The organism is Phyllobacterium sp. 01N428, assembly GCF_056399405.1.
The window spans coordinates 121,617-134,328 of sequence record NZ_JBFTRH010000009.1; the positions used below are offsets into that span (position 1 = coordinate 121,617).

The 12,712-nt window shown below is 59.4% G+C and carries 14 protein-coding genes; 10 read left to right on the forward strand and 4 right to left on the reverse strand.

The features are described from left to right. Positions 1-4: 4 nt before the first annotated feature. The 3 genes from AC1DNI_RS20080 to AC1DNI_RS20090 all read right to left on the reverse strand — a co-directional run bounded on the left by AC1DNI_RS20080 (position 5) and on the right by AC1DNI_RS20090 (position 2,475). Positions 5-538 (reverse strand): FecR domain-containing protein, encoded by a 534-nt coding sequence (locus AC1DNI_RS20080; RefSeq protein WP_477693234.1) that lies wholly within the window; start codon positions 536-538, stop codon positions 5-7. Between the two features lie 152 nt (positions 539-690). After that, on the reverse strand, positions 691-1,440 hold the full coding sequence (locus AC1DNI_RS20085) for a polysaccharide deacetylase family protein (protein WP_477693155.1): 750 nt from the start codon (positions 1,438-1,440) through the stop codon (positions 691-693). An 87-nt stretch (positions 1,441-1,527) separates the two neighbouring features. Then, positions 1,528-2,475 carry a LysR substrate-binding domain-containing protein gene (locus tag AC1DNI_RS20090; protein WP_477693156.1) on the reverse strand — a complete coding sequence of 316 codons (948 nt, stop codon included), beginning with the start codon at positions 2,473-2,475 and terminating at the stop codon, positions 1,528-1,530. Between the two features lie 120 nt (positions 2,476-2,595). On the opposite strand from AC1DNI_RS20090, the gene AC1DNI_RS20095 reads away from it, so the two are divergent. The 9 genes from AC1DNI_RS20095 to AC1DNI_RS20135 are packed head-to-tail and all read left to right on the forward strand — an operon-like array spanning position 2,596 to position 11,759. Continuing rightward, positions 2,596-3,645 carry a class 1 fructose-bisphosphatase gene (locus AC1DNI_RS20095; RefSeq protein ID WP_477693157.1) on the forward strand — a complete coding sequence of 350 codons (1,050 nt, stop codon included), beginning with the start codon at positions 2,596-2,598 and terminating at the stop codon, positions 3,643-3,645. Between the two features lie 12 nt (positions 3,646-3,657). Next, positions 3,658-4,530 carry a phosphoribulokinase gene (locus AC1DNI_RS20100; RefSeq protein WP_027232911.1) on the forward strand — a complete coding sequence of 291 codons (873 nt, stop codon included), beginning with the start codon at positions 3,658-3,660 and terminating at the stop codon, positions 4,528-4,530. Between the two features lie 10 nt (positions 4,531-4,540). Beyond that, positions 4,541-6,559: a transketolase gene (gene tkt / locus AC1DNI_RS20105; RefSeq protein WP_477693158.1), complete on the forward strand. Its 2,019-nt coding sequence runs from the start codon at positions 4,541-4,543 to the stop codon at positions 6,557-6,559. 5 nt (positions 6,560-6,564) lie between these two features. Next, positions 6,565-7,644: a class II fructose-bisphosphate aldolase gene (gene fba, locus AC1DNI_RS20110; protein WP_477693159.1), complete on the forward strand. Its 1,080-nt coding sequence runs from the start codon at positions 6,565-6,567 to the stop codon at positions 7,642-7,644. A 30-nt stretch (positions 7,645-7,674) separates the two neighbouring features. Beyond that, positions 7,675-9,135, forward strand: coding sequence for a form I ribulose bisphosphate carboxylase large subunit (locus AC1DNI_RS20115; RefSeq protein WP_027232908.1), 1,461 nt, complete (start codon positions 7,675-7,677; stop codon positions 9,133-9,135). A gap of 9 nt (positions 9,136-9,144) precedes the next feature. Further along, positions 9,145-9,564, forward strand: coding sequence for a ribulose bisphosphate carboxylase small subunit (locus AC1DNI_RS20120; RefSeq protein ID WP_477693160.1), 420 nt, complete (start codon positions 9,145-9,147; stop codon positions 9,562-9,564). Then, positions 9,557-10,498 (forward strand): CbbX protein, encoded by a 942-nt coding sequence (cbbX, locus tag AC1DNI_RS20125; protein ID WP_477693161.1) that lies wholly within the window; start codon positions 9,557-9,559, stop codon positions 10,496-10,498. Before AC1DNI_RS20120 ends, cbbX begins: the two co-directional genes overlap by 8 nt. Continuing rightward, on the forward strand, positions 10,498-11,187 hold the full coding sequence (gene rpe, locus AC1DNI_RS20130; RefSeq protein ID WP_477693235.1) for a ribulose-phosphate 3-epimerase: 690 nt from the start codon (positions 10,498-10,500) through the stop codon (positions 11,185-11,187). Before cbbX ends, rpe begins: the two co-directional genes overlap by 1 nt. Before the next feature lie 14 nt (positions 11,188-11,201). Continuing rightward, a complete protein-coding gene (locus AC1DNI_RS20135) occupies positions 11,202-11,759 on the forward strand; it encodes a thioredoxin family protein (protein ID WP_477693162.1) in 558 nt (185 codons plus the stop codon). Between the two features lie 40 nt (positions 11,760-11,799). On the opposite strand, the gene AC1DNI_RS20140 is transcribed toward AC1DNI_RS20135, so the two are convergent. Next, on the reverse strand, positions 11,800-12,189 hold the full coding sequence (locus AC1DNI_RS20140; protein WP_027232903.1) for a c-type cytochrome: 390 nt from the start codon (positions 12,187-12,189) through the stop codon (positions 11,800-11,802). 312 nt (positions 12,190-12,501) lie between these two features. Between AC1DNI_RS20140 and AC1DNI_RS20145 the strand changes: the two genes are divergently transcribed. Continuing rightward, positions 12,502-12,711: a hypothetical protein gene (locus AC1DNI_RS20145; RefSeq protein WP_027232902.1), complete on the forward strand. Its 210-nt coding sequence runs from the start codon at positions 12,502-12,504 to the stop codon at positions 12,709-12,711. Position 12,712 lies beyond the last annotated feature (1 nt).

Sequence of the window (12,712 nt, forward strand, 5' to 3'; positions counted from 1 at the left end):
GAAATCATTGGCCGAAACGGGCCATCAATGCCGCTACGCGGGGACGCGGCCAGCGTTTCACGGTGAGAGGGCTCGTGCCTTGATCGACATCGACGCCTTGGCCGGGCCCGAGAACGACCCCGGCATTTGCGGAGGGTCGCTGCACGCCGACTTGCCCACGTTCGACAAAGACTGAAGTCTTGCCAGCGCCGACATCGACCGCCCACTTCGTACCGCGCACCGCAGCGATCGCCTGTGGCGTTGTCACCTGAAAGCCGGTGCCGGAACCCGGGGCGAAGTCCAGGAGAAGCGCCTTGCTCTGCAGCCGGACGCCGTCCACACGGTTGTCCCGGTTGCGGTCGACAAGCGAGTAGCGGGCTCCCTTTTCAGCAATGATCGTCAAGCCACCCGTGCACTTGAGCATTTGGCGAGATGTGCCACCGACCTGCTGCAGCGTGCAGCCTGACTTGCCGACCTGCGCCGATGCCATGTTCGCTGAAAACAAGATGGCGAACAGCGACAGCGCCGCACCGCGGAAATAACGGGTCATCAGTCCCATGAAAATCTCCTTGCTTGTTCCGGCGACTACGATCGTCTTGGACGATGGCACCACGCCCCTCCGTGATTATAGCCAATCCACTGGCTATAGTCCGCCATTTTGCAACTCTTGCGTGAACCAGATACACCAGGGTTGCAAGTTCATCATTTGAACTAGTCGTCGAAAGCAGAAATCTGTCCAAACTTGTAACTGCGTTTCTTGAGGGACGCGATGAGCGATTGCAGGTTGGCTGTACCGTTGAAGCTGTCCTGAAACATTTCGTCATGCATGAGCAGGATCAGCTTGTTTGGTTTTGCCATCTTACCGTAGGCAAAAAGATGATCGATCTCGCTGACAAGGTGATCGACACTCTGTACTGGCTTGCCGCTGTCGTCGTGTACCCATTCGTGATCCCAGCCGTAAAGATAGTAGCCAGAGGCAGCCACAAATTCGAAGCCGGGCTCCTCGCGGTGATCCTCCGGTTTGCCGATCGACATGTCGTCGGACGACATGTCCGGCAGGCGGAACACGTTTCGCCCGGGCAGGCGCGCATAGATCGGTGGGCCCTTCAATCCGAGAACCTTGTTCGCCCTCGCAAGGTCGGCGAGAAGCCCTTCGACCGAACCATAAAAAAATTTGTAATGGTTATAGGCATGGCTGTAGCTGTGATTGCCGACCGTCAAGAAGGGCAGCGACTTCGCTTTTGCCACGAGCGCCTGCCGTTCCTTGCTCGCCTCGGCATGCAAACCGACCATGAACAAGGTTGCCGGCACTTGCTCGGCGTCCAGGACATTGAGGATGTTCGACGTTCCATTGAGCGGGCCATCGTCGAATGTCAGGTAGATCGTTTTGTCGGCGGCCATTGCCGGCGCGGGTCCGAGCAAGACGGCAAAGAGCAGAGCGCGATGAAACGGTGAATTCACGAACGACCCCTACGATGATGAGACTGCAACCTATTGCTCGCAAGGAATGTGTCAACCATCGGGCGAAGCATTTTCCGGTCGGTTGCGCTACCTGTGTATACTGCCCATGTCCGGATAAAGCTTGTCGAAGAAAGGCAGGCACTGCGCGCCCTTGCGGTTAAGAAAATCCTGGAACGCCTTCATCGCCGGCGACAGGGTGCGGTCGGTGCGCACCACGGAGAACCATTGCCGGCGGATGGGCATGCCGACCACGTCGAGCATGACCAGTTTGCCGACTTCGAGTTCGAGGGCGATCGTGTGGGCAGAGATGAAAGCGACGCCGAGCCCCGCCATGACCGCCTGCTTGATCGTTTCGTTCGACGACATTTCGGTTCCAAGATCATCGAGCCTGCCGGGCAGCTCGCTCAGAAAGATCTCGAGAGAGATGCGTGTTCCTGATCCGGGTTCGCGTACGAGGAAGTGCTCCTGAGCTATGCGTTCCTTGGTTATGTCACGGCGTTTGGCCAAGGGATGGTCCGGAGCGGCGATGACGACAAGGGGGTGATCGCCGAACACGGCCGAGCGTAGCGGGATATCCTTGGGTGGCCGGCCCATCAGGGCGATGTCGACCTCATGGCTCTTGAGACTGACAATGGTCTCGGCCCGGTTGCCGATAAGAAGCTTGATGGCAATATCCGGATGTTCGTTCCTGAAGGTCGCCATCAAGCGCGGCGCAAAGTATTTCGCGGTCGAGACGACGCCGAGGTTGAGGCTGCCGACCCGCACGCCCTTGATTGCGTCAATCTCGTCGTCAAGGACACGCAGCCTCTCTTCGATCATCTGAGCGGCATCCAGAAATGCGAGGCCAGCGGCGGTAGGGCGCAGCCCTTCATTGGTCCGGTCAAACAGCGATACCTTCGCCTCCTCCTCGACGAGCTTCAACTGAATGGTGACCGCAGGCGGGGTCAAGCGAAGCGCGTTTGCCGCCGCAGCGATGGTTCCGTGCTTCATGATGGCCTGGATTGCACGCAATTGCTTGAGGGTAAGATTTCGCATGGAGTGAAGTTAAAATAATTTAGTGATCCAGTAAATATATTAAATTTTACTTACGGATGTGAAGCTGTTTCCATGAACCCGAAGCTTGACACGGGAGACGTCAGGTACGGGAGGAATACGATGACCACGGCGACACTAGACGCGTTTCTTGGGTCCTATTGCGAAAAGGGCGACGAGATCCGCATCGCGGTTTCCGCGGCCGTTCGCCACCTTTCTCTCACCGCCGTCAAGGTGCGCAATACCATCAATCAGGGGGCTCTGGGAAAGGCTTTCGCGAGTAGCCAGGGCAACAGGAATGCGGGTGGCGACACACAAAAGGAACTCGATATCCTTGCTGATGACATGTTCATCGAAGCGATGCGGCAGGCCCCCGTGGCGGTCTACGGTTCGGAGGAACTTGAGCATCCGGCCATTCTCAACCCTTCAGCACCCCTGGCGCTCGCCATCGACCCGCTCGACGGCTCTTCGAACATCGACACCAATGTCTCGATAGGGACGATCTTCTCCATCCTCCCGGTGGCTGGTGAACCGGACAGCGAGCCTGATGCTTCCTTTTTGCAAAAAGGGGAGGCTCAGCTCGCTGCCGGCTTTTTTATCTATGGACCGCAGCTCGCCCTGGTTCTGACCCTCGGCAGCGGCACCCACATCTTCGTGTTTTCCTCGAGGCTCGGCACTTTTGTCCAGGCGTATGAGAGCATCGTCATTGCCGACCGGGCGCATGAGTTTGCGGTCAACACGGCCAACTACCGCCATTGGGACGAGGCTGTACGTCTCTATGTCGACGATTGCCTCAAGGGCAATGAAGGTCCCCGGGGACGCGACTTCAATATGCGCTGGGTCGCCTCGCTTGTTGCGGAGGCCTATCGCATCCTCGTGCGCGGCGGCGTTTTTCTCTACCCCGGCGACCGGCGCAAGAGCTATGGCGAGGGGCGTATCAGGCTCGTCTACGAAGCAAATCCGGTTGCCTTTCTGATCGAGCAGGCCGGGGGCGCGGCAACCGACACGCAGAACCGCATTCTCGGGCTGACGCCGCGAGGCATGCATCAGCGGGTTCCGCTGGTATTCGGCTCGTCCCGGGAAGTCGCCCGGATCAGCCGGTATCACACCCAGCCAAGTAGCATCGGCGAGCGAGCACCGCTCTTCAGCAACCGTGGCCTGTTCAGGGCCTGATGGGAGACGACCATGTCAGCAAAGCATCCCATCATCTCCATCACGGGCTCTTCAGGCGCCGGGACCACCTCGGTCAAGCGCATTTTTGAACTGATTTTCCGGCGCGAGGAGATCGAAGCGGCGTTCATCGAAGGCGATGCCTTCCATAAGTATGACCGTAACGCCATGAAGGAAAAGGTCGCCGAGGAAGAACAAAGGGGCAATCCCAACTTCACGCACTTTCATGCCGATGCAAATGAACTGCACAAGCTCGAGGAAGTTTTCGGGGAATATGGCCGGCGCGGCACGGGCCAGACGCGGAGCTATATTCACGACGAGGATGAGGCGAAGGTGCATGAAGCGCCCGCCGGAACCTTCACGCCATGGCGCAACTTTCCGCCGAGCGACCTGCTCTTTTACGAGGGCCTGCATGGTTGCGCCGTGACCGACGAGGTTGACCTTGCCCGCCATGCCGACCTGAAGATCGGCGTGGTCCCGGTCATCAATCTCGAATGGATCCAGAAGATCCATCGCGACCGGGCAACGCGCGGCTATTCGACCGAGGCGGTCATGGATGTGATCCTGCGCCGCATGCCGGACTATGTCCGCTATATCACACCGCAGTTCACGCTTACGGACATCAATTTCCAGCGCGTTCCGATCGTCGATACGTCCAACCCGTTTATCGCGCGCTGGATACCGACTCCCGACGAATCGATGCTCGTTATCCGCTTCGCCAAGCCGCGCGGCATCGATTTCCCCTATCTGCTGTCGATGATCCACGATTCCTTCATGTCCCGGGCGAATTCCATCGTCGTTCCCGGAAACAAGCTGGATCTCGCAATGCAGCTGATTTTGACCCCGCTGATCATGCAGCTGATGGAACGCAAGAACCGAGCCTCGTGAGGAGAAGACGATGAACACCCAAGCTTTCCTTCAAGAGACCCCAACCGCCGAGATCGTCAGCGAAAGCGACATGGCCAATGCGATCCGTGCGCTCGCGATGGACAGCGTGCAGAAGGCCAATTCCGGCCACCCGGGCATGCCGATGGGGATGGCCGACGTTGCGACAGTCCTGTTCAACCGCTTCATCAAGCTTGATCCCCTGCATCCGCAGTGGCCGGATCGGGACCGCTTCGTCTTGTCGGCGGGTCACGGCTCAATGCTGCAATACGCTCTGCACTATCTGATCGGCTATCCCGATATGCCGATCGCGGAATTGCAGCGGTTCCGACAGCTGGGCGCCAAGACCGCCGGCCATCCCGAGTACGGCCATGCCCAGGGTATCGAGACGACCACGGGACCGCTCGGGCAGGGGCTTGCAACGGCGGTCGGCATGGCCATGGCCGAGCGGCTTCTGCGCGAGCGCTATGGCGAGGAAATTGTCGATCACTTCACATATGTGATCGCCGGTGACGGCTGCCTTCAGGAAGGGATCAGCCATGAGGCGATCGATCTTGCCGGACACCTGAAACTGTCGCGCCTTGTGGTTCTGTGGGACAATAATTCCATCTCGATCGATGGCCCGACATCGCTCTCGACGTCGATGGATCAACTTGCGCGGTTCAAGGCGGCCGGCTTCGAGGTTGAAGAGATCGACGGGCATGATTTCGAGGCCATTGCCGCCGCCATTGCGCGGGCACGTTCATCCGACCGGCCGTCGCTGATCTCATGTCGGACCATTGTCGGCAAGGGTGCACCAAAGCTGCAGGGAACCGAGAAAACCCATGGCGCACCACTTGGCGAGGCCGAGATCGCCGCCACCCGGCTCGCCATCGGCTGGCCGCATCAACCTTTCGACGTTCCGGAAGCAATCGTCGAGACATGGCGCAACGTCGCCCGCCGAGGTGCAGACGAACGCCGTGAGTGGTGCGTGCGGCTTTCCGCGTCGCCCCAGACGGAAGCGTTCAAGCAGGAGGTTCAGAAGCAGCTTCCTGCGGAGCTGTTTGACGCGCTGAATGCGTTTCGCCGGGAGCACGTGGAAAAAGCAACCAAGGTTGCGACACGCAAGGCCTCGGAGATGGTGCTCGGCGTCATCAATGGTGCAACGCAAATCACGATTGGCGGGTCAGCGGACCTTACCCATTCGAACCTGACGATTACCCCAGGGCTTCGCGACATTACGCCTGACGATTTTACCGGCCGCTACATTCACTACGGCATTCGCGAACATGCGATGGCGGCCGCGATGAACGGCATCGCGCTGCATGGCGGCTTCATTCCCTATGGCGGCACGTTCCTGGCCTTTGCCGACTATGCGCGTGGCGCCATTCGGTTGTCGGCGCTGATGGGTCAGCAGGTCATCTACGTCATGACGCATGACTCGATCGGCCTTGGCGAGGATGGCCCGACGCATCAGCCGATCGAACATCTTGCCATGTTGCGCGCAACGCCGGGCATCAACGTGTTCCGCCCTGCCGACATCATCGAGACGGCTGAATGCTGGGAACTTGCCCTGCGCTATACGGACCGGCCGAGCATCATCGTTTTGTCGCGGCAGAACCTGCCCATGCTGCGCCAGGGGCATGTCGAGGAAAATCGTTCGGCCCGCGGCGCCTACGTCCTTCGCGAGCCCGCCGAGCCCCGCGCGGTCACCCTTCTTGCAACAGGCTCGGAAGTCGAGATCGCCTGCACGGCCGCCGATATCCTGCGCGGGCAGCACAAGATCGCGGCAGCGGTGGTTTCGATGCCGTCCTGGGAGCTGTTCGAAGCCCAGACGCCCGCCTATCGCCGGTCGGTTCTCGCTGCTGCGCCGCGCGTTGGAATCGAGGCGGCGGCCCGGCTCGGCTGGGATCGCTGGATCGGCGAGAAAGGGGCCTTCATCGGCATGCAGGGCTTCGGCGCGAGTGCGCCCGCCTCCGATCTTTACCGTCATTTTGGCATCACGCCGGAAAACATCGTCGCGACCGCGCGCAAACTCGTTAACAAGGAATAGCGATCATGGCTCGAATTACCCTGCGGCAATTGCTCGATCATGCGGCCGAGCATGGTTACGGCGTTCCCGCCTTCAACATCAACAATATGGAACAGGGACTTGCCGTCATGGAAGCCGCCGCGGCCTGCGACGCGCCGGTCATCCTGCAGGCCTCGCGGGGAGCCCGCTCCTACGCGAAAGATCTGATGCTGGCGCGCATGATCGATGCGCTGGTCGATATCTATCCTTCCATTCCCGTCTGCATGCACCAGGACCATGGCAATGACGAAGCCACCTGCCTGACGGCGATCCGGCATGGCTTCACCTCGGTCATGATGGATGGATCGCTCGAAGCCGATGCTGCAACGCCTGCCTCCTATGCGTACAATGTCGAGATCACCCGCCGCGTTGCGACGATTGCACATTGGGTAGGAGTCTCGGTTGAAGGCGAACTCGGCGTCCTCGGATCGCTGGAGAGCGGCGAGTCGGAGGCCGAGGATGGGCACGGCGCGAGCGGTGTACTCAGCCATCAGCAACTGCTGACGGATCCGGATCAGGCGGTCGATTTCGTCTTGCGCACTAAGGTGGATGCCCTCGCGATTGCCTGCGGTACGTCGCACGGCGCCTACAAGTTCACCCGCGCGCCGGATGGCGATATCCTCGCGATGGGTGTGATCGAGGAAATCCATCGCAAGCTGCCCAATACCCACCTTGTCATGCACGGCTCGTCCTCCGTCCCTCAAATGCTGCAGGACGTAATAAACCGGTTCGGCGGAGAGATGCCGCAAACCTATGGCGTACCGGTCGAAGAGATCGAGCGTGGCATTCGTCACGGCGTTCGCAAGGTGAATATCGATACGGACTGCCGCATGGCGATGAGTGGCCAGTTCCGCCGCATCGCGGTGGAGCACCCCGCTGAATTCGATCCGCGAAAATTCCTGAAACCGGCAATGGATGCGATGCGCGACCTTTGCCGCGATCGGTTCGAACGTTTCGGAACCGCGGGCCAGGCATCGAAAATCAAGGTCATCGGCCTCGACGACATGGCCAGACGCTACGCCGCGGGCAAACTCGACCCGCAGATCGCCGCAGCCAAGGCTGCCTGACAGGACCCAATCAATGGAAAGGACCCTACTATGCTGAACAAGTCAGAGACGGTTACGGGAAAGGAGCGCTACAGATCCGGCGTGATGGAATACAAGAAGATGGGTTACTGGGAGCCGGACTACGAGCCCAAGGATACGGACATTATCGCTATGTTCCGCATCACGCCCCAAGACGGGGTCGATCCCATCGAAGCCGCGGCTGCGGTTGCTGGCGAATCCTCGACCGCCACCTGGACGGTCGTCTGGACCGATCGGCTGACGGCAACGGAAAAGTACCGGGCGAAGGCCTATCGCGTCGATCCCGTTCCAAACGGGGAAGGGCAGTATTTTGCCTATATCGCCTATGACCTCGATCTCTTCGAACCGGGTTCGATCGCCAACCTGACAGCATCTATCATCGGCAATGTATTCGGCTTCAAGCCGCTGAAGGCGCTGCGTCTCGAGGATATGCGCCTGCCCGTCGCCTATGTTAAGACCTTCCAGGGTCCGGCAACGGGTATCGTTGTCGAACGCGAGCGCCTCGACAAGTTTGGCCGCCCTCTGCTCGGAGCGACGGTAAAGCCGAAGCTTGGCCTTTCGGGTCGCAACTACGGCCGCGTCGTCTACGAGGCGCTGAAGGGTGGGCTGGACTTCACCAAGGATGACGAGAACATCAATTCGCAGCCCTTCATGCACTGGCGCGAACGCTTCCTCTACTGCATGGAGGCCGTCAACAAGGCGCAAGCCGCCACCGGCGAAATCAAGGGTACCTACCTCAACGTAACGGCCGCCACCATGGAGGACATGTATGAGCGCGCCGAGTTTGCCAAGGAGCTCGGCTCCAACATCGTGATGATCGACCTCGTGATCGGCTACACCGCGATCCAGTCGATGTCGAAATGGGCCCGCCGCAACGACATGATCCTGCACCTGCATCGCGCCGGCCATTCGACCTATACCCGGCAGAAGTCGCACGGCGTTTCGTTCCGCGTCATTGCGAAGTGGATGCGGCTGGCGGGTGTCGACCACATCCATGCTGGAACTGTGGTCGGCAAGCTCGAGGGAGACCCGGCGACGACACGCGGCTATTACGATATCTGCCGCGAGGACTTCAACCCGATGCGGCTTGAGAACGGCGTGTTCTTCGATCAGCATTGGGCATCGCTGAACAAGATGATGCCGGTTGCGTCCGGCGGCATCCATGCCGGACAGATGCACCAACTGCTCGATCTTCTCGGCGAAGATGTCGTCCTCCAGTTCGGTGGCGGCACGATCGGCCATCCGCTCGGAATCGCCGCCGGTGCGACCGCCAACCGCGTAGCGCTGGAGTGCATGATCCTTGCCCGCAACGAAGGTCGCGACATCGTCAACGAGGGTCCCGAGATCCTCCGCATGGCCGCGCGCACCTGCCAGCCGCTCCAGCAGGCGTTGGACATCTGGAAGGACGTCACTTTCAACTACACATCAACTGACTCGCCGGATTTCGTTCCGACAGCAACCGCAGCAGAATAGGAGGACAATATGCGTGTCACACAGGGAGCCTTCTCGTTCCTGCCGGATTTGACCGACGAACAGATCGCTAAACAGGCCCAGTACTGCATCGACAATGGCTGGGCAGTGAGCCTGGAATTCACCGACGATCCGCATCCGCGCAACACCTATTGGGACATGTGGGCCCACCCGATGTTCGACAATCCCGATGCGGCGGCGCTGATGATGGAGCTTAGGGAATGCCGCAAGGTCTATGGCGAGCGCTATATCCGCTTCGTCGCCTTCGATAACCGCCATGGCTGGGAGTCGGTGAAGCTTTCGTTCCTGGTCAACCGGCCGGCGGAAGAGCCTGGCTTCCATCTGGCCCGGCAGGAAGCGGGAGGGCGTGTCGTGCGCTATACGACGCGCGCCTACGCGGCCGACAAACCCGCGGGGCAGCGTTATGGCTGATACGGCCGTCAAGGAACTTCAGGCTGAGGACAGCATCGCGGCGGCGCCTGCCGCCGTCGATCTGCGCGCCGAATATGTCGAATCCGGCGTCAAAGACGTGCTTGATGAGCTTGACCGCGAGTTGATCGGGTTGAAGCCGGTAAAACAGCGTATCAAGGAAACGGCAGCGCTGCTCCTGGTCGAGCGCGCCCGCCGGCGCATGGGATTAGCGCATGAGACGCCGACTCTGCACATGAGCTTCAGCGGTAACCCCGGTACTGGCAAGACCACGGTCGCGCTGCGCATGGCCGATCTCCTGCATCGCCTTGGCTACATCCGCAAGGGACACCTGGTTTCGGTGACGCGTGATGATCTTGTCGGGCAGTATATCGGTCATACCGCGCCGAAGACGAAGGAAATCCTCAAGAAGGCGATGGGCGGAGTGCTCTTCATCGACGAGGCTTACTATCTTCACCGGCAGGAAAACGAGCGCGACTATGGCCAGGAGGCCATTGAGATCCTGCTTCAGGTCATGGAAAACCAGCGCGACGATCTCGTGGTTATCCTCGCCGGTTATGCGGACCGCATGGACAAGTTCTTTGAAAGCAATCCGGGCTTTCGCTCGCGTATCGCCCACCACATCGATTTTCCTGACTACGGTGACGACGAATTGCTGAGTATTGCCGAAACGATGCTGTCGAAGCAGAACTATCATTTCGACGATGAAGCCCGCGCCATCATGGCAGATTACATCACGTTACGCCGGCAGCAGCCACATTTCGCCAATGCCCGTTCCATCCGCAACGCACTCGACCGGGCGCGCCTGCGCCAGGCGAACCGGCTCTTTGAAAGTTCGGATGGTCCCATCGATTCGCGGGCGCTTTCAACGATCACCGCGGCCGATATCAAGGTCAGCCGCGTCTTCGCAATGTCCAGGCAGGAGGAACGATCATGATAGGCCAGAAGACCATCATCGCCCCGTCCGTGCTCTCGGCGGATTTTGCCAGGCTCGGTGAAGAGGTGGAGGATGTCATTGCGGCCGGCGCGGACTGGGTGCACCTCGATGTCATGGACGGGCATTTCGTCCCCAATATCACTTTTGGTCCGCAGATCATCAAATCGATCCGCAACCGGACGAAAGCCACCTTCGATTGCCATCTGATGATTGCTCCGGCGGATCCCTATCTTGCCGCCTTCGCCGAAGCCGGCTGCGACATTATCACGGTTCATGCGGAAGGCGGACCACATCTTGATCGCTCACTGCAGGCGATACGCAACCTTGGCAAGAAGGCCGGCGTCTCATTGAACCCCTCGACCCCGGAGAACGTCATCGAATATGTCCTCGACCGCCTCGACCTCGTCCTGCTCATGACCGTCAATCCGGGTTTTGGCGGACAGGCTTTCATTCCTTCGGTCATCGACAAGGTACGCAGGGTCAAGTCCATGATCGCCAGGCGTCCGATCCATATCGAAATCGATGGCGGTGTCACACCGCAGACCGCGCCACTCGTAGCAGCGGCGGGCGCCGATGTGCTTGTCGCGGGTTCTGCGATATTCAAGGGCAATGGCAAGCTCGCCTATGCTGACAATATCGCAGCAATCCGTCATGCTGCCGACGCGGCAATGCACGCGCGGGCGGCTTGAACGGAGGCGAGAACATGGCGGCGATCCCACCCGTATGCGATTTCGGCTGGAAGGCTATCGACGCCCGGCTCACCGGTATCGATGGCGAGACACATTCGATCCTGGCGCAGGCCGGTCGAAGGGGACTGGTTGTGGCTTTCATTTGCAACCATTGTCCTTACGTCAAGGCGGTCATCAAACGCATCGTGCGCGATGCCCGTGATCTCAAGGATTTCGGCATTGGTTTCGTGGCGGTCAATGCCAACGATGCGGCGGCCTATCCGGCCGACTCTTTCGAAAACATGCAACGCTTCGCCCGGGAACATGACTTTCCATTCCACTATCTTCATGACGCCGATCAAACGGTGGCACGCGCCTATGGAGCGGTCTGTACGCCAGACTTTTTTGGGTTCAACTCTGGCGGGGAATTACAATATCGCGGCCGGCTTGACGCATCGCGCAAGGAGGAAGGCGATATGGATCTTCGCCGCGATCTTTTCGAGGCGATGAAACAGATAGCAAATTCAGGCCAGGGCCCGCGCGAACAGGTCGCTTCGATCGGTTGCTCGATCAAATGGCGCGAACCGGCGTGAATGCGGGGGAACGCCGCCGCGTTCCGCGGCGGCATTGCGCTTATTTCGAATACTGCTTCAGGTAAGCTTCCAGATTGGCGATATCCGTATCATCCTTCAAACCGGCAAAGGCCATCTTGGTGCCTTTGACCTTGGCTTTCGGATCATGCAGGTAGTCTTTCAGGCTTGCCGGGTCCCAGACGAGACCACCCTTGCCAGCCTCGACCATGGCCGTCGAATAACTGAAGCCAGGATGCGTTCCGGCAGTCCTGCCGAACAGGCCGAACAATGAGGGCCCGACCTTGTTCTTGTCGCTATCGGCGACATGACATACCGCGCATTTCTTGAAGACCGTTGCACCTGCCGTGGCATCACCCTCCTGGGCCCGCGCTCCAACAGCTGACAACGAAACAATTGATAGACCGATAAGTAGGGCATTCTGGTATCGCATGGCATTTCCTCATTTTCGCCAAGGGTGCCCTGGACGAAGACTGGCACCAATTTCCATGCATTGGTGTCCACCATTTAGAACTCTTCCAGAGTTACCCGCCGTTCCTAAGAAGTCAATCGCTTACACCGGGAAATTGCGGGCCGATTTTTCCATGCTCGCCGTGATTGACGTTCGCATACGGGAACCGTAACCTGTTGCAATATTTCTCATTCGGGCACCTTGAGAAATCCGATCAGCGTGACTGAGTCTTTCTCGCGCCGGACGTGCGGCTGAGCGTAGGAAGACCTCGGCAGAAGGCGGGAGGTGCCGATAATGAATGTGATCGATCTCGTCCTGACAATATGCCTTGCGTCGAATCCCTCGAGTTGTCGGGAGGAGCGGCTGCATTTCGAAGACCGTGGTGGCCAGCTGAACTGCATGTTTCTCGCCCCTGCCGAGATCGCGAAATGGTCGGAGCTCCATCCCAAGCAGAAGGTAGTCCGCTGGAAGTGTGATTATCCGACAGATGAACGCTCGCTGTGAG

Coding starts and splice junctions, on each gene's coding strand:
- AC1DNI_RS20080 (WP_477693234.1), bottom strand. CDS start 538: ATGGGACTGATGACCCGTTATTTCCGCGGTGCGGCGCTGTCGCTGTTC.
- AC1DNI_RS20090 (WP_477693156.1), bottom strand. CDS start 2,475: ATGCGAAATCTTACCCTCAAGCAATTGCGTGCAATCCAGGCCATCATG.
- AC1DNI_RS20095 (WP_477693157.1), top strand. CDS start 2,596: ATGACCACGGCGACACTAGACGCGTTTCTTGGGTCCTATTGCGAAAAG.
- AC1DNI_RS20100 (WP_027232911.1), top strand. CDS start 3,658: ATGTCAGCAAAGCATCCCATCATCTCCATCACGGGCTCTTCAGGCGCC.
- tkt (WP_477693158.1), top strand. CDS start 4,541: ATGAACACCCAAGCTTTCCTTCAAGAGACCCCAACCGCCGAGATCGTC.
- fba (WP_477693159.1), top strand. CDS start 6,565: ATGGCTCGAATTACCCTGCGGCAATTGCTCGATCATGCGGCCGAGCAT.
- AC1DNI_RS20115 (WP_027232908.1), top strand. CDS start 7,675: ATGCTGAACAAGTCAGAGACGGTTACGGGAAAGGAGCGCTACAGATCC.
- AC1DNI_RS20120 (WP_477693160.1), top strand. CDS start 9,145: ATGCGTGTCACACAGGGAGCCTTCTCGTTCCTGCCGGATTTGACCGAC.
- cbbX (WP_477693161.1), top strand. CDS start 9,557: ATGGCTGATACGGCCGTCAAGGAACTTCAGGCTGAGGACAGCATCGCG.
- AC1DNI_RS20135 (WP_477693162.1), top strand. CDS start 11,202: ATGGCGGCGATCCCACCCGTATGCGATTTCGGCTGGAAGGCTATCGAC.
- AC1DNI_RS20140 (WP_027232903.1), bottom strand. CDS start 12,189: ATGCGATACCAGAATGCCCTACTTATCGGTCTATCAATTGTTTCGTTG.
- AC1DNI_RS20145 (WP_027232902.1), top strand. CDS start 12,502: ATGAATGTGATCGATCTCGTCCTGACAATATGCCTTGCGTCGAATCCC.